At 43.0% G+C, this 21,587-nt stretch carries 11 protein-coding genes and 1 pseudogene; all 12 read right to left on the bottom strand.

The window, feature by feature from the left end; translation table 11 throughout:
• Positions 1-119: 119 nt before the first annotated feature.
• Positions 120-503 (bottom strand): hypothetical protein, encoded by a 384-nt coding sequence (locus ACSJJG_RS08835; protein ID WP_189760967.1) that lies wholly within the window; start codon positions 501-503, stop codon positions 120-122.
• Positions 504-2,257: 1,754 nt separating this feature from the next.
• Positions 2,258-2,712: pseudogene (locus ACSJJG_RS08830) on the bottom strand (IS1 family transposase).
• Positions 2,713-2,880: 168 nt separating this feature from the next.
• Complete coding sequence (gene tnpA / locus ACSJJG_RS08825) at positions 2,881-3,309, bottom strand: IS200/IS605 family transposase (RefSeq protein WP_189761458.1); 429 nt, start codon at positions 3,307-3,309, stop codon at positions 2,881-2,883.
• Positions 3,310-3,489: 180 nt separating this feature from the next.
• Positions 3,490-4,797 carry a cation:proton antiporter gene (locus ACSJJG_RS08820; RefSeq protein WP_481089107.1) on the bottom strand — a complete coding sequence of 436 codons (1,308 nt, stop codon included), beginning with the start codon at positions 4,795-4,797 and terminating at the stop codon, positions 3,490-3,492.
• Positions 4,798-5,292: 495 nt separating this feature from the next.
• Complete coding sequence (locus ACSJJG_RS08815) at positions 5,293-5,670, bottom strand: VOC family protein (RefSeq protein ID WP_481089106.1); 378 nt, start codon at positions 5,668-5,670, stop codon at positions 5,293-5,295.
• Positions 5,671-5,831: 161 nt separating this feature from the next.
• Entirely contained in the window at positions 5,832-7,505 is a 1,674-nt protein-coding gene (locus tag ACSJJG_RS08810; protein ID WP_481089105.1) for an amino acid adenylation domain-containing protein, read from the bottom strand.
• A 20-nt stretch (positions 7,506-7,525) separates the two neighbouring features.
• A complete protein-coding gene (locus ACSJJG_RS08805) occupies positions 7,526-8,755 on the bottom strand; it encodes a hypothetical protein (RefSeq protein ID WP_481089104.1) in 1,230 nt (409 codons plus the stop codon).
• Positions 8,756-8,774: 19 nt separating this feature from the next.
• Positions 8,775-9,599 (bottom strand): outer membrane lipoprotein-sorting protein, encoded by an 825-nt coding sequence (locus tag ACSJJG_RS08800; RefSeq protein ID WP_481089103.1) that lies wholly within the window; start codon positions 9,597-9,599, stop codon positions 8,775-8,777.
• A gap of 36 nt (positions 9,600-9,635) precedes the next feature.
• A complete protein-coding gene (locus ACSJJG_RS08795) occupies positions 9,636-11,993 on the bottom strand; it encodes an efflux RND transporter permease subunit (protein WP_481089102.1) in 2,358 nt (785 codons plus the stop codon).
• A 113-nt stretch (positions 11,994-12,106) separates the two neighbouring features.
• On the bottom strand, positions 12,107-12,850 hold the full coding sequence (locus ACSJJG_RS08790) for a DUF2306 domain-containing protein (RefSeq protein WP_481089101.1): 744 nt from the start codon (positions 12,848-12,850) through the stop codon (positions 12,107-12,109).
• Positions 12,851-12,886: 36 nt separating this feature from the next.
• Positions 12,887-20,269 (bottom strand): amino acid adenylation domain-containing protein, encoded by a 7,383-nt coding sequence (locus ACSJJG_RS08785; RefSeq protein ID WP_481089100.1) that lies wholly within the window; start codon positions 20,267-20,269, stop codon positions 12,887-12,889.
• Positions 20,270-20,292: 23 nt separating this feature from the next.
• Complete coding sequence (locus ACSJJG_RS08780) at positions 20,293-21,552, bottom strand: condensation domain-containing protein (protein ID WP_481089099.1); 1,260 nt, start codon at positions 21,550-21,552, stop codon at positions 20,293-20,295.
• Positions 21,553-21,587: the final 35 nt, after the last annotated feature.

Raw genomic sequence — 21,587 nt, 5'->3', positions numbered from 1 at the left:
TTATCGAATAAGGCAGATATATTAACTGCCTTATTCGTTAGCTTGTTTGATTTTTAGTTTTAATATAACGATTATTAAATAAAAATTAACACTATTACTGAAATATTTATTAACTAAACTCATAATTCATAAATAGACTGCAAACAATTAGTAGAGTATGACAATTCTACATAAAGATACATGGTATCACTACTAAGTGTTAGCAACACATCCCCATTATCGTTTGGGGAGATGTTACAATAGAAATTACTTTTTATTGTATATACACGCAGATTTTTTGTCGTTAACATTATCCACCAATAATCAAAATCAGGAAAAAAGAAGCTTACATCATAAACAATATTCATGACAAATCTATGTGGTTCAGACATACCAACGTTCTCTAAACGCATATGCTCTTCTTTGCTAGAATCATTCGCTCTGCGGTGACGTATTATCACTGAGTCAATATCATCCTTCCAATAAGTAGAAAGGAAAACTCTTCCTTTTCTTATATCAGACATAATGAATTCTCCTATGCTATTTGGTTATAAATATTACTTCGATAAAGTCGTTTCCAATTGTGGACTTAAAACGATTTACCTTAAAATTTAATTATATTATGAATCGCCACAATTGATTTTATCAATGATTGAATCGATAGAGATGTGAGTTATATACCAATCCAACTTCAAGTTGCAGCTTACAAATCAATGTGATTATTTATATCTCCCCGCTACGCGGGGAGATATAAGACGAACCTTGAAAGGCGATTGGTATAGTCATAATGACTATACTAATAGTATAGTACAAAATTGTGGTTTTTATTTTTTTATGTATCTTTGATATTTTTCGTGATGAAGCATACATATTTTTTCATCAGAGTCAAATAATCCAGCATTGAGTGCTGCTGCCTTTTCATTCTGATGTAAGGTATGCTCAAGTTAAAGAAAAACCAATAACCTTAACCAGGGCAAAATGGCGTTGGATAGCGTAATCAGTTCGTTGTACATAAGAGGTAGCAATAAACCTGACAGCCCGACACTTCACAATAGACGTAAAAAAACCCACCAAAGTGGGTTCTTTTACCCCGAATCACCACCACAGCTATCAGGAAGGGTTCTAACGGCGGAGACCAATCCACCGTTAAAGGCAAGACCAATGATTCCTCATTGACCAGTAACAATATATCAGGCATTGCTATGAAGACACAACTCAAAAATACTCAAATTACCATCTATGTTTATGCCAAAGAAAGTTTTGATAAACACTATGCTGACCTGCAAGGCCGCTCACGTGGCAAGACATAGACAATTTAATACCGCTACCCCGCTTACATGACGGTGATATTCTCCCCCTGAACGGTTATTACATATTCGAGATCAATATGGATGTGAAGAGCCACTCGCAGAAATACCCATCAACTGATTTCTTAGGTATTTCTATAATGTTGCGTTTTATTGATATACGCTGTGCGTGCACGGAATTCAGATACAAAAACCACTACAGGATGTGATCGCATGGGTTATTCCTGTTGCCACTCAGGGAAAATGAGCACAGAAATATTTCATTGAGTTTCAGAGAGTCACGAATTGTTAAGCACTATTCACTTGTTATTGGGTGAAAATAGGTTTAATGGGGTAATTGGTTTTTGTTGTCAGTAAAATGAAAAAATATCTTCTTCTTTGCTTGTTGGCAGGCACTACACTTTTGGCTTCAATGCAAACTTACGCCCTAGAGTGCGCGATATATCCTCCAGATAGCCAAGAATGGCACGACTGTGTATGCAGTGCATAGGAGGGACAGACTATTCGCCAATAGCCATCTTACCCTGTTATTAAAATCAAATAGGACGGTAGAATATTACCGTCTTCTCGTAATGATACAGTGTTAGTTCTGCCACCCCAGAATCATTTGCTCTGAGGTGGCAATCGGTCAGAATGTTAGCCTCTACACGAACCCAATACGCGCATAATGCCTTTTTGTAGGTCAGTGCGATCTTCATTCAGTCTTCGCCCCGTCCCTCAGTCCGAGGGACGGGGCTTAGTTTACTCTTTTCTGTCAGCATAATTGCGTAATACTCGCCAGGGCATATCGAGGCGGTAAACGCATCACCTCTGGTAATAACGCTTCTTCTTTTGGCGTTAATGTGATGCGTGGGTTAATGCGACATGACCTTTTCGACCAGGATCAAAACGTTCGCCCGTTGCCACATCCTCAATATCCATCGGCTCAAGATATTGCATATTAGCGAGTGGTCATGCTTCCAAAAATTAGATCATCCGGCAAGATAGTATTCTCGCTCAATGAACGTTCCGATGACGTTGTCGTGCATCTCTTCGGATTTGGAATAGCCATACATGCGCGATAACAGTCTTTCGTTCAGAATCCCAAGCATACCAGAGCCAACGTGGGTTTTTCTTGTTACCGACAAACGACCATTGTTCATAAATTTCACAGATAATGTCGATGTTGTTTCCCGTAAACGGAAGTGTGGTCACCTGTCTGGGTTCGAGCTTTTTAATGTTCGGAGTACCGTGTTGATGCTGATCTTTAGAGTTCGAGGGTGTCTCTGATACCCCCATTATTTATCACCATATCAACGATCTGTGCTTTTACTCCGGGGTTGCAGGCTTGATAGGTGTAATTTAATTGAAAGGTTTTATGGCAGGCATAGCAGTGATAACACTGATGACTACTGCTGCCTTTTCCATGTCTTTCGCCATATCTCACCTACCATAAAAAACGGGGATCTGACCACAACATCTAATTATTGGGTGCATGACCCTTTGAATCCGGATCAAGCCAAAAATTCATCAAAACTGAACAACCACCGACTAAAGTCGGTGGGTTAGTGATTAACGGACTGAAAGTCCGGATACGCGTCGGCTAAACGACGCGTCAATCGTCCATTCTGAAATTATCATCCGGGTTCGGTTCAAAATGATGCTCCAGATAGGCCCTTATCATCTCATCCGTTAATTGACCCACCGTGGCACAAAAATAGCCTCTACCCCAAAAATGTTGACCCCAGTATCGCTTTTTCAGATGCGAAAATTCTTCAAACAACTTACTCGCTGTCCTTCCCTTCAGTCTCCTCATGATTTCTGAGGGCGCTAATGTCGGAGGACTACTCACCAGTATGTGAATATGGTCTTTGCTTACTACGCCCTTTAATATCCTGATTTCAAACGTTTCACATGTCTGACGGACTAATTCCCGTACCCGTATAGCCACTTCACCTGTCAGCACTTTGTACCTGTATTTTGTTACCCACACAAAATGATATTCAATCTGGAATACTGTGTGACTGCCGTATCTGTAATCCATGTTGCACCTCCAGTACAACACAGTATTGCAGCTAAAGCTGACCGACTAAAGTCGGTGGTTTTAACCTTTCATATGGAAGAATAAATATTGCAAAGAGGAGGGGAACCATAGATTCTTTGATTCCCCTACCATTTTTAAAAACTATTTAGACCTGAAATTAAAAAAACACAGCTTAATTTTTTATACTTTTTGTTTCCCCATTAACCAACGGATCAGAGGCGTTGTAATAAACGTACTCAAAATAGCCATAATAACGAGCATGGTAAAAATATTAGGCGGTAAAATTCCCAAATCATAACCAATATTGAGAACAATAAGTTCCATAAGCGCTCTTGTATTCATTGAAACACCAATAGTCGCCGCAATACGACGATTTTCACCTAATAATCTACTTGCCATGTAGGTTCCGCCAAACTTTGTCGCAAATGCCACTAAACAGACCAATAGACATATCATCCATTCATCGGGGCCGTTCAGGCTGCCAATGTCTGTACGAAGTCCTGTGTACGTAAAAAATATAGGGAGAAAAAATACATGTACCAAGCTACCAATGCTTTCTTTCCAGCGTACAACAAACTCTCTGTTGTCATGTAATATGATACCAATAATAAAGCTACCGATTAGAGCAAAGATCCCAAGGTAACTTGTTACAGAGGCAGATAAAAACAGAACAATGATCATGTAAGCCATAACGGGATGACTGAGCCGCTTTTCTTTTTTTAATCTCGAAGCAAGCCAACGACGTAGAAGTGGTCTGACAATCAAAAATATCAGTATGATATAAATAACTATGCCAAATAAGTTAAATATAAATTGATCAAATTGATAATTGGAGATAAAGAGCGTCAGTATAGCGCCCAATAATATCCAGCCAATAATATCATCAATTGCGGCAGCACCGATTATTAAAGCGGCTGTTCGTGTGTGAGCTAGTCCCAGCTCCATAAAAATCCTTCCCAGTACGGGAATAGCCGTAATCGATAGTGCTAAAGCAAAAAATAATTGGAAAACCGTTTTATCCGGACGAGGTGCTGTAATCGAGTTCCATATCCATTCAGCAGAAAAGAAACCGACGGTAAAGGGCAGGAAAATACCCGCAATACTGATTACAGCGACCGAAAATCTACTTTTCTTTAGTTTCTCTCCGAATTCAAATTCAAGCCCTATTTCAAACATTAATAAAATAAGTCCAATTTGGGCGATACCGATAAAAATAGTGGAACTTTCTTTTGGAAAGAGGCTTCCCATCAGTTCCGGAAAGAATGCGCCTACCACACTTGGCCCTAAAACCAGACCCGCCAATATTTCTCCTGCAACGGCGGTTTGCCCTAAAAAAGTGCGGCTAATCCAAACAAAGAGCCGTGTAACAATAAAAATAATGATTAACTGATAGAGCAATCTTAATAAGATATCTTCAGCTGAAGAAGGAACCGCCGATGTCCCCTCATTGACCAATGAGGTAATGAGTATATTGTTTTTTTCATTCATATCAATAAATTCCGTTTAATGTTAAATGTAATGAAAGACCAGAACCATTCATTTACAAATAAATTATTATTGAAGATATATAAATAACCCCCACTAGAAATAGTGGTGATAAATTTTCATATAGAAAAACCCAGCCAACGCGTGTAACTGTCATTGTTCGCCTCTCTTTTTTAAATAAACAGAGACTAAGGTATATATCAACACCTAATAAATAAAATTAATTTGGTGTTGAAAAATAAACCCTGTTTAAATATATAATTGTATTGTTTTCAGCATTATCACTTCTTATCGATATAATGACTTCTGATTTTTATTTCTTAAAAGTTTCCTTTCTTCCCAATCAACTTAATTTAGCCATAAAAAAGCACATTGAGGCGTGTTTAATATATTTCAATTTTGATAACTAAGAATAAATAATATTTGACTATTTACTTTTAAGTTAATTATCTCAGGCAACTTTATAATAGTTGCCTGTGTACATACTAGTAATAGAGATTATCCCTGTAACATACAGAAGACATTCAATTTATTACCGTCGAGATCTCTAAAATAGGCGGCATAAAAACCATGATCGCCACGAAAACCCGGTTTTCCTTCATCTGTTGCTCCAAGAGCAATCGCTTTGTTATACACTTTATCGACCTTCTCATGACTATCAATATTGAGCGCGATCATTGCCCCATTACTCACCGTGGCCGGATTAGCATCAAAGGGCTTAATAATGCACAAATTCGTCATATTAAAATTCGGCCCCCAGGCGATAAAAGACGGTGTTTCCATTACACGCTGGGCGCCGAACTCGGCAAGCAGCTCATCGTAGAATGCGGCTGCACGGGAAAAATCATTCGTACCCAATGTGATATAACCAATCATTTTTACTCCCCCATGTTCTATTTTTACACATATCAAAATTTATTTTATTAGAGGCAAGCAAAAACCGCAATTAATTACTCCACTCTATAAATTGATGATGAAAATAGAACAAAGATAAATTTCATGTAATATCTGATTGATATAATCACTATCAGTTTAAATTACCTATTGTCATTTATATCATTTTTACCCCATCCAATCTGATTTAAGTCCAGCTTTCCGTTTTTATTCATCGGAAACTCCGCAACGCTTTCTGTAAAATCAGGCAGCATATAGTCAGGAAGATATTCTTTTAATAACTGTCTGATCTCTTTATGCTGAATCTTATCATCTATATTAGATTGATATACCACAACAATTTTTAAGTCATCGGGGGTTTGTCGATAGGTTGTGGCAATAGCATCTTTTACAAAACTTAATTTTCGCATTGCGGATTCGATGTCACCCAATTCAACCCGAAAACCTCTAATTTGAATCTGATTATCGATACGCCCCAGATAATATAACTCCCCATTTTCCTTATATCGAGCAAGGTCACCAGTACGATATAAATTTAAAGATGATTTATCAAAGGTATTAGGAATGAATCTCTGACGACTTAACTTTGGCCGATTTAAATAGCCATTGGCAACACCTAAACCTGCAATATACATCTCTCCAGCTTGATTTTCTTGTACTGGTTGACCGGCTTCATTTAATAAATGGATGATCACACCTGGTAAGGGCAAACCAATCGGACTTATATTACTGACCAAATCATCGGGTTTAATCTGATGAAAAGTCACATGCACTGTAGTTTCGGTAATACCATACATATTAATTAATGCAGGCTGTTCATACCCATACTTATCTGTCCATTGACGGAGGCTCGATACATTCAACATTTCTCCACCAAAGATAACGTATCGCAAGCTAAGAGATTCTGTTTTGTTTGACATATAATCATCAGTTTGAATCAGTAACCTAAATGCCGTTGGTGTTTGATTTAATACCGTGACTTTTTCGCGTACCAATAACTCATAAAATTTTGGCGGATTCCGACTGATATTATAAGGCACCAACACCAGCGTTCCTCCTTTCAAAAGTGCGCCCCAAATTTCCCAAACGGAAAAATCAAATGCTATCGAGTGAAAACAGCTCCAGACATCTTTATCCGAAAAATCAAACCGTTCTTCTGCCGCACGAAATAGATGAATTACATTGTAATGTGCGATTGGCACACCTTTGGGTTCTCCCGTTGAACCCGAGGTATAAATAACATAAGCCCATTGTTTACCTTTAACTTCTTTCTTTGGATTTACTGCCCATGAAGGTAAAAGTGCCGGATAATCACGATCAAAACAAAAAGTCTCAACCGAAAAGTAGGATAACGTTTTCAGATATAAACACTTTGTGATGACAATGTCCGGTTTTGCATCATTAAGGATAGATTTTATTCTCTCACCCGCATTATTAATATCCACTGGCAAATAGGCGTAACCTGCTTTTAATATCCCTATAATACTGACCACCATTTCAAAGGAGGGTTCTAAAAAGATGCCTATACATTTGCTTTCCGGTGCTTTTTCAAGTAAATAATGGGCAACTTGATTTGCTCGCCTATTCAGTTCGCCATAACACATTTTCTCCTGATTCAATACCAGTGCTGTTTTTTCATCATGGTGTTCAACGATGGATTCAAACCATGAAATCAGGGAAATATTATCCAAATTATGCTGGGTTAATAGTTCGTCAAAACCCTCATAATCATTCCGGGCAGAACTTAAACCAAGTAATTCCGATAATATTTTCTGTTGATGTCGTTCAGACATATTCAGAAAGTTTTCTTTATCCATTTTTAACCTTTTAATGAATGCTAAATACCGAAGAAATAGGTGAATTTCATTCCAATATAACTTTCATTACGGAAGCCATATAAGAGTTCTTCGGCATTTAAATTTTCAAAAATGGCACCATTCAAGGACAATTTGAAATTATCTCCCAGCCGGCGGCTGCCATTAAATGTCCATGCCCTGGAACCGTAGTGCATATCCTGAGTCACGCCTAAAAACAACACTGAGTCCTGTTCATCATTTGCAGAAAATTGAATACCAGCAAAAACATCATTTTCAAAAGGCGTATCTGAAAATTTATTACGGGTATCTTTCATATATTCCAGAAAAAAAGTCAAATTAGCACTGCTTCCTAAAACACCATAATGGGTATATTCCAAACCGCCCGAATAAACTAAAAATGATGTTTTAGGGCTTTTCGAAAAATGACGGTCTTTTTCCCGGTAAGCACCTTCCCATTTAACAATCCAATTATTCATGTTCCATTGATATTCCAAACCAATTTGCTGAATCTGCCCATAATAGGGAACCAATTGATGATTGTTATTTAAAACAAATTCCGGCGTACGTTCAGTACCATTAAAGTAGGATAATCCTAAATCAACATTACCGAATGTATGATGGCTGTGTACAGCAAAGTCCAGCTTTGATTTTTTATTCGCATGCTGATAAGCGGCATTGCGCGTGTCAACATCTAATTCGGCACGTAACCTTGCTTTATGACCGGGAAACGTTCTCTCCCTGAATCCGGTAAGCAGAAACAGATCAAAGATACCCCAGTCATTCACTTTGGTTAAATTAATCATTGGCTGACCAAGCTTTTCGTTGCCAAAAGGATCATCGACTAAATCTGACTGATTAATAATATCTACCGGGTGACTAAACTCTGTCACGCCCCAAAATACTTTCCTGAACCCCGCATAAAGTTCCCACGAATTATGGATATATCCCCAATATAAATCTCGTGGCTCAAAAGGTGCTCGGTTATTGCTGCTGGAGTCTTTTCGATACAGCACATCCATCACGATATGCTGTTTATCGTCATCCCATTGCGTAAAGTATTTGCCTCCAGCCTGAAAGGAATGGCTTTCCCTTTCCTGCTTATCAGATAAGCCCTTCTCAAAGAAAACCCGCTGTTCCCATCCGACAGAGATATCGAGTTTTCCGGCGGATGCATTCCAACAAACGAACATGACCAGCGCACTGACCAGCTGTGAAATAACGTGCCTCTTCGTCCTTATTATTGACCGCATCAAAATGTACCTCCGGGCGCTATCTCGTTCTCTTCAAGGCAGCAATATCAAAATCCCGATCGGTTAAGCCAGCCTGAAATTGGATATTTCTCACAGACAATTTCGTTATTTTGTTCGATTGATGGTTCTTCATCGTAATATTTAAAGAACGCCAGTACTTATCCATATACAGCTGATAGTCGTCGAATGTTCTTGTTTTCAACAGCGCATTACGACGATCGTAATAATCAATTCTGATAAACCGGTAAAAATCTTTGTCTATCCATACGATTTGCCTGGCATATCCTGATTCTTTATCAACGGGCTTTCTCTCAACAATAAAGCAGGTTTGCTGTCCACACGGCTTTTCGCCCAGATAGTTGTACATTTTGTATTTTTCTATCTCTTCAGAAACCAAATCTTCATAGGCAAATTCGCTTCCCATAAAAGATCCTGATTTATTACTGGAAGAAATACGTTTTACCCGTCGTGTCGCAGGCAAATATATCCATTGTTCATCATCCCGGTTTAAATGTGTAAAGGCCAATAAGGCGGTTCCTTTTATATCTCTGGGTTGCTCAAAAAAAGTTAATAATTTGTCACCATCTCCTGCCATTTCCAGCGTATTAATCTTTAGATAGCGATGACTTTCCTGTCCTTCTGCATTCAGTAGCGTCATTTTAAGATCAGTGATCGTATCACCGAAACCGTTATCTCTGGCGATAGCCTCTTGCAGAATTTTTTTTCCCCGTTCTTGCGAAGCTAATGTAGGGAAACTGAATAAACCTAAAATAAATAGAGAGATCAACGATAATCCTTTTATTCCGATAACGCATTTTTTCATTATATTTTCTCCTAAAAACATTCTAATTATTCGTTTAATACCAACAACACCATATCGTTATATTTTTATCATCAGGGGTTCATCAGGAACGGAAGGTTTATTTTTCTTACTCTTACTGTCTATTGCTATTAACAACGTTGGTAATAAAAAGAAATCAAGCAAGAGGGCAAAAATCACCGTCATCACGGTAAAAATCCCCATTTGTGCATTCATTAAGAAATCTGAGTGCACCATCGAGCCGAAACCACAGATAAAAATGATGCTGGTTGATAGCAGAGCAATACCCACCGTTGAGAAGGAATAACGAACGGCATCCTCTGGCGTCATATTGTGTTCACGACGTGCGCGAAGGTATTTGTAAACAAAGTAAACCGTGTCATCGACAACAATACCTAACGTCATGGTTGCGATGGTTGCCGCTGCAAGTCCCACCACCCCGTCAATAATGCTCCATAAGCCGAAGGCCATAAAAATGGGCAACATATTCGGTAGCATGCTAATCAATGCATATTTCGCACTACGGAAAACAATGCCTAAACAGAGAGTAATAATCAGAAACGAGATCACGGTACCCACTAATAGCCCTTTAATATTGGTGTTCATCAGGTAGGTGTACATTAAAGATGCGCTGGCAGCATGGGTATGCATGGATGAAGGCGCATTATTGATCAGCCATTTTTCATGAGCCTCTTTTGTCCTTTGCATTTCAAAGGTACTTAAATCAGAGAAAGTCACCGTCATTTTGGTTGCGGAACGTCTGACATCAATCTGGTCGTTAAGATCCAGCCCCAAAGGAAGAGACATTTCATAAAGCAAGAGGTACTGAGCAATGGCCTCTCTGTCTGTCGGTAACTTATAGTAAGCGGTATTATCCCCATTCATACTTCGGTTGATGCGTTTCACAGTGTCAGTGATCACATTGACATTCATGACACCCGGCTGAGTACGTGACCAATTCGCAAACTCATCCACTTTTGCCATATATTCAGGCTCATTGATTCCGCCTTCTTTTCCTGCACCTAACGAAAACTCCATATTGAAAAGTCCCGTTAAATGATCCTGGGTAAAGTCAGAGTCATCTCTGATTTCAAGTCCTTTAGCAAAGTTTTTAACAAAGTTTTCATCAACCGTCAGTCTGGGTATAAAGGCCAGCATGACAAGCCCGAACGCCACCGTACCAAACTGTAGTTTTCGCCTGTTATTGATAATCCAATCCGCCAGAAATGCAATGGAGAACTGCGTTTTCTGGATACCGGGTTTCACTCTGACAGGTAAAACAGCAATCAGTGAGGGCAGTAAAAATAAGGCATAAAACAGTGCGGCTCCCATACCTATTGCCGTCATATTACCCAAATCATGAAAAGGTGGCGCATCACTCAGGTTCAGACCTAAAAATCCAACAGCAGTGGTCACACTGGTAATCACAACCGGAGAGAAATTAACCCGCAAACTTTCCCTGATTGCGTCATGTTTGCTATCCCCCTGCTTCATACGGTGGATCACAGTCACTAAAATGTGAATACTGTCAACAACCGCCAGCGTCATGACAATGATCGGCACATTGGCGGAAACCTGAGTCAGTTTTATGCCTATGTATCCGGCTGCCCCCAAGGCTGCAATGATGGAAAAAATAATCACCAAACATACGACAAAAGTTGCGCTAAACGATCTCAGCACCATAAAAGTCAGAATAAGTACAATCAGAAATACAATAGGTATTGTTGTTGACATTTCCTTAATGCTGATTTCAGGAAAGGCATTTGACATCATTGCCACACCCGTTAGGTGGATATCAATATTCGGATACATTTGTGTGTACTGGTTTTTCAGTTGACGCACATACCCCGCGACTTCAGCAACAATTTTGTCGTCTCCATCTGGCAAGCGTACAGATACATTTACTGCGGTCACATCACCATTTTCAGAAATGATGCGTTTGACCAACAAAGGCTCATCCAGCGCTGTCTTTTTGATCTCCACCAAGTCATGTTTTGTTAACTTTGCCGCATCAGGAACCAGTTTCCTGATTTCCAGATTGTCATCATCTGCTTTAGTGACCTGAAAATTAGTTATAGAGTCAACACGATACGCATTTGGAACTTGCCAGGCATCTTCTGTTAACTTTTCAACTATAGAAAGAAACTGTTTACTGAAAACATTGCCATCCTTTGGTGCCAGTACAATCAAAGCACTATCACCATTACTATAAGTCTTCTGCATTGACTCATACGCATTCAAAAATGGGTTTTCCCGGCTAAAAAAAACTTTATAACTACTGGTAAATGCCAAGTTTTCCATTCCCTTGAAGGTAAAAAACACCGCAATGCAGACCAAAATAAGATTGAGATAACGTCTTTTTACTACCCAACGTGCATAGCCTGATGCAACGTTATCTACCCAGTTAGAAGATTTCATGCCCTGTCCTTTTATAAACACAAAGGTTAATAAATCGTCACACAACGAAATCGTCACTGCTTTCCCTGTAAGCAATCTGCCCCCAGGGATAACAGCAAGTTAATAACGACTACCTAAAGCGTAATTTCGTATCTTTCCTGAGATGTCGGGGTCGAAACGGCAGCCACGGCCTTCTGTTTTTTCGATTCGGCAGGCTGCCATTTTTCTGGCGGTCGTGAGTTATGGATCCAAACCTCGGCCAAAATGAGATGAATCGTGAATCCAATCCACAGCGACAACGACAGCGCTTCACCAATGTCTTTTCCTCCGATCTGGATAAACAGCGGAATAAGGGCATGCATTGTGGCGGGACCCATTGAAATCATATAACTGCGGATCATCCATTGGCGATGAAGCTCGACCTTCCTCTTTAAAATCATCACGATAGATCTTAAGACGCAGAAGATCATGACCAGAGAAAATAAAATCGATGAAGACGTTTCTGATGTCCCGCCGACGGGAAACAGAATTCCCATTAAAATCCCGGTTATTCCCACCACCATAACGGTGGTGAAGAAGCAATATCCTGACCATTTATGGACTTTTGGCCATTTTCGTCTGATGCGATCAACAAACTGAAGAGGCCCTAAGATATAGAGCACTATGCCGGTAACCAGATGCATATAGGACATAAGGTGATGTTTTATATACCCCATATCATTCGCCTGATTCGGGTTTAACAGGTTGGGCTGTAGATTGCCGCTTACCCCTTCTGCAATCCACCAGGTTCGATAGATGCCGTGGATGATCGTTCCCACACACACCAGCGCGATCCATGACCAGCAAAATCGAACCAGTATCTTGTTGTGTAATTTCATATCGATTCCTTCTTACGTTTTGCCAATGACCCACAGTTACAGGGCGTTGGCGTTGAGTGTGAGCTGCTCAATCACATCGGCTACCCGTTCTGAATAGGTGGTAATGAAATAGTGATGGCCCTCGTCTAGCGTGATCAAACTGACGTCATGAGCACACTGTTTCCATTTCAGATACTGAGAGGCGTATTTTTTGGTTAGAGGATCTTGTTTACTCACTAAATTCACCAACGGCGTTGTTATCCGCCAATTGCCCCGTTGCTTCTCGTATTGATAGGCCATCTTTGCATCTTTCCTGAAACGGGAGATTAAAAAGCGGGCCACAGAATCCTCCAGCTTCCCATCAGCGGGAATGCCCCATTTTTTGAGTAGCTGTAATAAGGATCCATCGCTTTTATGTTTCCATCGGTCATTGAGGGGCAGATAGCGAATAATTCGGGGTAACGGGAATGCTGCCGCCGTCACTAAAAATTCGACCGGTTTTCCCTTTAATTCCAGTCTCCGGGTAATTTCCAGAGCCAGATAACTGCCAACGCAATGACCATAAATGGCGACTTTCCCTGAAACGTGTTCCACTATCTCTCTGGCACATAATTCAGCAAGCATGTTGTAGTCCATGCCAGTTTCTTCATGCCTGCTGCCAAATGCATTACCGGGGACAGTGACGCCATAGACTGAATAGCCGGCGTTCTTTTTCGCTAATGCCTGTGCCAATGGCTGATAGACCGTGGCGGCCGCGCCCGCATAAGGCACACAAACCAGCGTTATCTGATTCTCTTCCTGACTGCGATGCAGCAACGACAAAAACCCCTTTTCGACGTTTTCAGCTCCTGCGCTTCCCGTACCGGATAAATAGGGGATCATGCCTGTGATCGTGGGTTCCTGATAAAACGGGATTAAAGACAGTTTATTTTCAGGAAAGAGGTCCTGAATGCGGGACAGGAGTGTGATTGCGGTTAACGAGTGCCCGCCTATTTCAAAGAAATTATCGTTAATACCAATTTGTTTCTGATTGAGAACCTCTTTCCAGATATCCGCCAGTTGTTGCTCAATGGCAGAAGATGGCGCCACAAACGCTTTATCGGATAGTGGGGTTGTCTCTAATGCAGACAGTGCTTTTCTGTCAAGCTTTCCATTACTTGTGACTGGCAACTCATCCAATATATTCATCTGCGCAGGAACCATAAAATCCGGTACGCGCTGTTTCAGAAAAGCATTCAGTTCCTTGATGGAGAGCGTCATGTTTTGGTGCAATACCACATAAGCGCTAATGAAATGACCGACGTGCGCATCTTCCTTTAAAAGAACGGCGCAGGCTTTAACGCCATCACAGCTTTTCAGGCATTCTTCGATCTCACCTAATTCAATACGGAATCCTCTGACCTTGACCTGAGTGTCAATCCTGCCCAAAAATTCAATATTGCCATCCGCTGACCATCTGGCAAGGTCGCCTGTGCGGTAGACTTTCTCTGCCGGATCACAGGAGAACGGATGGGGAATGAAACACTTCGCCGTCAGTTCCGGTAAATTCAAATACCCTTTTGCCAGACCAGCACCGCCGATTAATAACTCTCCCGGCGCGCCAACCGGTAAAAGATTCATGCGATCATCGACGATATAAAGTTGCGTATTGGCAATAGGTTTGCCTATCAGCGTTTTTTTATCTTCCCTTTTTTCGGCTTCCCAATAACTGACATCAATGGCGGCTTCGGTTGGGCCATAAAGATTATGGAGTTTGACCTGCAATTTTTGGTCGACGCGCTCCAGAACGCTATACGGCAATGCTTCTCCGCTGGTAAAAATACGCGCTAATGAAACACATTTCTCGCTGCCACGCGTGTTGATGAAAACATTCAGCATGGAAGGAACAAAATGGCAGGTGGTGATCTGCTGTTCACCAATCAGCCGGATAAGATAATCAGGATCTTTATGGCCTTCCGGAACGGCAAAGACCAGCGTTGCTCCAGCCATCAATGGCCAGAAAAACTCCCATACCGAGACATCAAAGCTATAGGGGGTTTTTTGCAGGACGTTATCCGTGATATTCAGCCGATATTTATCCTGCATCCAGCGAAGCCGGTTGACGATAGCGGAATGCGGTAACATGCATCCTTTAGGCGTGCCTGTCGAACCTGATGTATACAAGACATAACAAAGGTTATCCGGCGTGTTCCCCACAGGATTCGGCAAAACATGGTGAGAATGCAACTCGCAACGCCGGGCATTTAAAAACACCAGCTTCCCGTCGAAATGGGTAAAAATCGATTGGTGATGCTTCTGCGTTAATACAACGGGAACCCCCGAATCTTTCAGGATATAAGCCAGCCGCTGGGTAGGATAGCTAGGTTCAAGCGGCACATAAGCTCCTCCGGCTTTTAAGATACCCAATAAACCCACAATCATTTCCACGGAACGCTCCAGGCAGATACCGACCCGTGTTCCCGCCTGAACGCCAAGTTCCTGCAAGCAGTACGCCAGTTGGTTTGCTTTCGCATTGAGTGCCTGATAGGTCAGGGTGATATCTTCAAATACCACGGCCACGGCTTCCGGCGTTTTTGCAGCCTGTTGTTCAAACAGTTCATGAACGCAACACGCCGCCCCCAGATTGACGGCGGTACGGTTCCATTCCTCAAGGATTTGAACAGACTCTTTTTGATCCATCAGTGGAAAATCAATCAGCTTCCGTTCAGGCTGTTCAACGACTTCCTGCAATAACCGCGTTAAGTGTTCAATCACACTCAGTACGGTGGATTGGCGATATAAAGAAGGGTTGTATTTGATGTTTAATGTGAAGTTTTCTGCCGCTTCAACGACTTCCAACATAAACTCATATTCCCCGGTCTGAGAATATTGGGTTAAATGTTCTGCCGATATCAGCTTGCCTAAAGCCTGAGATTCCTTTGACGGCATGGCCTGTTGATAGACAAAAGCCATCTGAAACAGAGGGAAATCGTCCATGCTCTGAGACAGATTTAAGGTTCTTACCACCACCGGAAAAGGCAAGGCATGGGCTAAACCATCCAGTACTGTCTGTTGTAATGTTCTCAGATATTCCAGATAGCCGATATCCTGCGAGAGCTGGCTGCGAACAGGGACAGGATAAACATAATAGCCCACCTTTTCCCGCTGATGTTCTTCCGTTCTGGCATCCGTCGGCATACCAATGACGATATCGTCCTGTCGGGTAAAACGATGGATCACTAACTGAAACAGGCTTAAAAAAACGGATGACAGGTAAACAGAATGCGTGTCGGCGAAGGCTTTTAATTTTGCGGAGAAATGGGTGGATAACGTCCGTGTCAGTGTTTCACCTTTATATTTCTCAACATTCAGGTATGAGCTGTCCGCCAGTAATTTGGTGGAAACAGGCGCGCCCGCCAGTGTCTTCTTCCAATAATCTAACCGACGTTTTCCTTCGTCACTTTGCAAAAGCGCCTGCTCATGCATCACAAAGTCATGCCAATTGTCTTTTCCTGCCTCAACAACAGGTGGCTGATTCACTGATAATTGGTGATAAAAGCTGAATAATGCAGAAACCATTGGATTAACAGACATGGCATCCACAACAATATGGTGTGCACACAATAAAATGATGGTTTCTTTTTCAGACAGATACAGCAAATTGACCCGTAATAAGGCATCGTTATCAAAATCAAAAGGCTGGTTTATCTTCTCCGACAGATAGGCTTCAAGTTCCTTCTCCGTCAATGACCGTGCTGTTTCAACATTTACCCTTAATGCACTTCGGGGGTTATTGAATAAATAGGGAAGTCCTTCCTCTTCGCACACCGTTGTTGCCAGTATGGGATAGCGTTTAACCAGTAAATCCAACGCCTGTTGAAATAATGGCGGATCTATCCGGCCGTTGACCCGGAAACAGACCGGACAGTTGTAGGCACTATTTTGAGGCGCGCGTTTATGGAGAACCCATAATCCTTTCTGGCCTTCGGATAGCGGATAGGTTTCCGGTTTTTTTGCCTGTTTAGCAGAAGTAAAAGTATTGTTCGCCTGAGTCTGTACGATCTGAATGAGTTCCTGAAGTTCGGATGTCTCGTTGTCATTCCCCCTTATTTCGCCATACTGTTTTTCACCATACTGTTTTTCACCATACTGTTTTTCACCATATTGTTTTTCACCATATTGTTTTTCACCATATTGTTCTGTCAGATAATCCGACAGTTCAGTCACTGAATTTTTCTCCAGCAGGATCGCAATCGGAAGAACCATGCCCGTATGTGATTCCACCATCCGCACGAATTTGACCGCCTGAGATGATGACATTCCCAATGCAAACAGGCTCATGCTGCTATCAATTTGCGCTAAAGGCTGTTGCAAGATGCGCGCAATCAGAGAAAGCAAAAGTTCTTTTATACTCAGTGAACGCTCATCGGCGGCCTGTGCGGGTGAAAGAGTGTCCGCTGGCAGGCGATGGCTAATCGCAGACTCACGCGGTTGCGGATTCATAGGGGATAAATCTTGCTGCGATTGATAAAGCGGATAAACAGGCAGTGGCATTTTGGGAAGCGGTTCATCCCTGTGAAAATGCCGCCAGTTTTGCCATTGTCCTTTTACCCAGGCTTCCGCAATCTCGTGATTCTGCTCGGCATTGAAGACCAAACTCTCTTGCCCGGCGGTGTCAGAACCCGCAACGCGCCCCTGATAAATACCGGCTCCGGCGCCGTCTGCAAGCCATTGTTTCAGTTTTGTGAGCAGCGCGGATACTGAGCTGGCGGGAATAGCTAAACGCTGATTAAAGTGCTCCCGTCCTGACTGGGCCACAGCAAATAGGTGTTGCAGCGGTATTTCCCGGTTATCTTTCAATGCCGATTCAAAAAAATGCCCCCAGAGTTCCGCATAGCGTCGCAGTCCATCCGGTGATTTCGCTGACAGAACAAACAATTCCGGCAGGCTGATATTCGCGCTCTTCTGCAAACATTGTGTTGACGGATGATAGCTTTGCAGCAGGAGATTGGCATATGAGCCAGTACTGCCAAAGCTATTCACCATCGCCAGTTTGGGTTGTTGCCGGGTTCCCTGCCATTGACGGGGTTCAGCCACAATACTGACCGGGCTGTCATCCAGTTTTATCAACGGACTCAGGGTGTTATAAGGCATAACGGGCAATAAATACCCGTGCTTCATTTGCAGCAGCACTTTCGTTACTTGTGATATCCCGGAGGCGGATTCAAGATGCCCGATATTCGGCTTGAGTGTACCGACAAACAGCGGAGAATGGCGCCCCGCAAAGGCGATCTGTATCGCGCGGATTTCTGAAGCATCGCCGAATACCGTGCCAGCCGCGGCGGCTTCGATATAATCGACAGCGTCTACATCATAGCCTGTTTTTTGCAGTGTGTTTTTGAGCAGTTCACTCTGCTGTTTTGTGGAAGGAACACCATAGCCCGATACTCTGCCGCTATGGGCAATACTGCCGCCTTTGATCACTCCCCAAATATGATCGTTGTCGGCTTCCGCCTGAGAAAGCGGTTTTAACAGCACAACGCCAACGCCCTCTCCCGGAATAATTCCCGCCGCGTCTTCTCCAAACACCTGAGCATCGCAACATTCGGAAATCATGTTAAATCGTTTGAGGTTCGTAAAATGGGTCGCGTGGGCAAAAAGATTGATGCCACCGGCCACCGCCACATCGCAGTCACCCTGCGCAATCGCCTGACAGGCAAGATAGATCGACGTTAATGAAGATGAACAACTCGTATCTACGGCCAGACTTGGCCCTGTCCAGTTGAAAAACCAGGATACCCGGTTCACGATGGATGAGAAGGTCGAGCGAGCGACTGACTCCGTAGGTATCCCGGTTTCCCCGGCTGAACCGGCAGGATCATTCCACATCACGCCGGTGAAAACGCCCACACGCGGCCCCAGACGCTGCGAATTGTCACCGTTGTATCCGGCACTGTCCAGCAGCTCGTAAACACTCGTTAAAAAACAGGCTTCCTGAGCCGAGACCCGTTCCCGTTCCGTCGCTGAAATGCCAAAAAAGTCAGCATCAAAATCCGTAATCGAATGCGCAAAACCTCCCCAATGTTCAAAACGTTCCGGTGTTCCCCAACGGTTATCAGGCACGCGGGAGAAGCAATTTTTCTGATCGTTGAGGTTATGCCAGAAGGTTTCAATATCCGGCGCATCAGGGTATTTTCCCTGTACGCCAATAATGGCAATATCCTGCCCCAGCGCCTCAGCATTGCTGATCTCAGGTTCCTGAATCTGCGTTTTCTCCACCAGCCCGAAAGCCATGCCTAACAGTGTTCGCTGGCTCGCCTTGAGCTTCAGTACGCCAGCTAACGCGGTTTCATCAACGCCGGATAACGGGCAGGAACCAATCGGGTGGTACGCCTGTTTTTGGGCAAGCAGCTGGACAATGGCACCGATTTCAATCGCCGCAAAAAAGTCACTTTTCTCTTTATACAGAGGGCGAATCCCGTCGTACTCCACCACAAAATATAAGCAGCAATGCGCATTGTCGTAATAGGGGCGGTTATAGTAAAAATGGCTGTTATGAGGCAATTCATCCGATGAAATTTTATCCAGTTTGTGTGCAACCGGATTATAGTAATAAAAGCCGGTTGAAAACCCACCGACTCTGCCGGGTTTTATCTCGACATAAATCTGAACACTGTAGGTTCCGCCCGCCGATGGATAGAGATATCGATGGCTGCCATCAATCAGCATGGCGTTGAGTGCGCTCAGCCAGCCCAAGACACTGTCTTTTGGCATGGGCGCATCATCAAATACCCTGAAAGTGCGGCGAGCGTTATAGAGCTGCTGGAACTGTTCAGGTGAGCGTGTTTTGGCACGAACCGTGTCAAAATTGCTGTCCAAGTGACGGATGTTGAATTGTTTTTCTTTGAATGCCTGTTTTTCTGATAACGATGACAGTACAGACAATGCTTTTTCTTCATCCGTCACCGGCAAAACAGGTTGTTGATCGCGCTGTTGGTCAATCAGCGCGGTCAGCGTTTCTAACGTGGGCTTTGACAGTAACGCTTCCAGTTCAATATCGACATCAAACTGTTTCTTCACGGCCAAAACCAGCTCCATGACATTCAGCGAATTAAAGCCATGTTCAAACAAATCCTGATCTGGCTTGAGCACCTTGCCTTCCATCAGTTGCTCAAGCCACTGTAAAGTGCCGCCTGCTATGACAGTCTCCCCGGTATCCTGCTGCTTGTTTTCAATCTGCCGGCTAATTAAATGGCGCAGGTGCGCCATTGTGGGGGTATGCAAAAACTCATCAAGGTCAAGATCAACGTCAAAACGTTCCCGAATACGAATCAGTACCTGCATGATTGATTTCGATGTCATTCCCTGATCAAACAGGTCATGACTGAAATCAACCGAATGCTCAACCATTAATATCTCAATGAATTCATTCAGATCGCTAACATTACATTTTCCGCCCATAGAAGTTCCCCTGTTTCTCCTCATCATGATGGCATTCCGTCCACGGTTGCAGAGTTCCGCACATCATAGTCAGCAAGGTCTTTCCCCTGATGCCCAAAATTGAGCATTTCATCCGTAAAAAACCATTTTTTGAGACAGGAACAATATTGTTGAAAGACAGCGGAAAATTCATTCCGCCCGCATTCCAGTACGTCCCACTGGAGGCGGAGGGAGGAGGTATTGAGTACGGTGGGAATATTGTCCAGGACAACCCCCGGTGTTTGGGAAACGCTGTATGCGGGTTCAGGGAAATCCTTGCCGTAAACCAGCAGGCAGGTGTAAACAATCGGGAAATGTAAATCAGGATAATGCGCGGCCATTTCCAGCTCATCAACGGAATCATGATGTCGATCGTTATCCAGCTGCGCCTGAACCCGGCGAATAAGCGGTTCTGGAGTTGGGTCTGTCTCAGAAAAACTGACCCAGCTAAGACGGGTAAATACCCCGGTGGTGGTTTCAGGCACGCCAGCATATCTGTCCCAGGAAACCACCGCGATGGTAATAGGTTCATGCTTCCCGGTTTTTAATCGGTTCCAGTTTAAAAGCGTTAAACCGAAAGCCGCCAGCAGGATACTGTCAACAGAAACACCCAGCTTTTCAGCCAGCGCCTGTATCTGGCGATAATAAGGCAAGACCTGCGTCAGTGGTGCGGGAAGTGACGCCTGATGAGCTAATGGCGTTAATCCATTAAGCCCCTGCTGCATCCGGGAGAATTTATCATGCCAGTAATCCCTCGCCGTTACGCAGTCTGAGATCTTCTGCTGATGCTTATAATGCAGGACGACATCCTGAAAAGTGATGTTCTGTGCCGGTAATCGATAGGCTTCTGATTTATAGGTATTAAACCATTGGTTAAGTATCAGAAAAATACTTTTTCCATCAATCAGGACAAAATCAAAATTGACAAACAGGTGGTTTTTCTGCCCTTCAAGCGTACACACCCGAATGCGATATCCGGGATATTCCCCCGCTGAATAACGCGCCAGCAACATTTCATTGCGTATTGCATGACACCGCTGATGAAATGCTTCTTCTGTCCCGCTCACATTGTCAGTCAGGATAGGATAATCCGGTACGTTATCCAGCACGTCCTGATGCAATGAAGCCAGATAACGCGTTCTCAGCACCGGATGATAAGCAACAACCTCATGCCAGGCTCGGGTTAACCGGGAGATATCGAGCACATCAATATCAAACTCAAGATGGCAGCAACAAGTTTTCCCGCCCAGTTTTACGGGCATCATTTGCCCCGCATATAAGGCTTTTTGAATACCAAGCA

The sequence above is a fragment of the Xenorhabdus sp. SGI 60 genome (assembly GCF_056632175.1).
This window is presented reverse-complemented; position numbering and strand designations above follow the sequence as displayed.

Coding starts and splice junctions, on each gene's coding strand:
- ACSJJG_RS08815 (WP_481089106.1), bottom strand. CDS start 5,670: ATGATTGGTTATATCACATTGGGTACGAATGATTTTTCCCGTGCAGCC.
- ACSJJG_RS08795 (WP_481089102.1), bottom strand. CDS start 11,993: ATGAAATCTTCTAACTGGGTAGATAACGTTGCATCAGGCTATGCACGT.
- ACSJJG_RS08785 (WP_481089100.1), bottom strand. CDS start 20,269: ATGGGCGGAAAATGTAATGTTAGCGATCTGAATGAATTCATTGAGATA.
- ACSJJG_RS08810 (WP_481089105.1), bottom strand. CDS start 7,505: ATGGATAAAGAAAACTTTCTGAATATGTCTGAACGACATCAACAGAAA.
- ACSJJG_RS08780 (WP_481089099.1), bottom strand. CDS start 21,552: ATGATGCCCGTAAAACTGGGCGGGAAAACTTGTTGCTGCCATCTTGAG.
- tnpA (WP_189761458.1), bottom strand. CDS start 3,309: ATGGATTACAGATACGGCAGTCACACAGTATTCCAGATTGAATATCAT.
- ACSJJG_RS08800 (WP_481089103.1), bottom strand. CDS start 9,599: ATGTTTTTAGGAGAAAATATAATGAAAAAATGCGTTATCGGAATAAAA.
- ACSJJG_RS08805 (WP_481089104.1), bottom strand. CDS start 8,755: ATGCGGTCAATAATAAGGACGAAGAGGCACGTTATTTCACAGCTGGTC.
- ACSJJG_RS08835 (WP_189760967.1), bottom strand. CDS start 503: ATGTCTGATATAAGAAAAGGAAGAGTTTTCCTTTCTACTTATTGGAAG.
- ACSJJG_RS08820 (WP_481089107.1), bottom strand. CDS start 4,797: ATGAATGAAAAAAACAATATACTCATTACCTCATTGGTCAATGAGGGG.
- ACSJJG_RS08790 (WP_481089101.1), bottom strand. CDS start 12,850: ATGAAATTACACAACAAGATACTGGTTCGATTTTGCTGGTCATGGATC.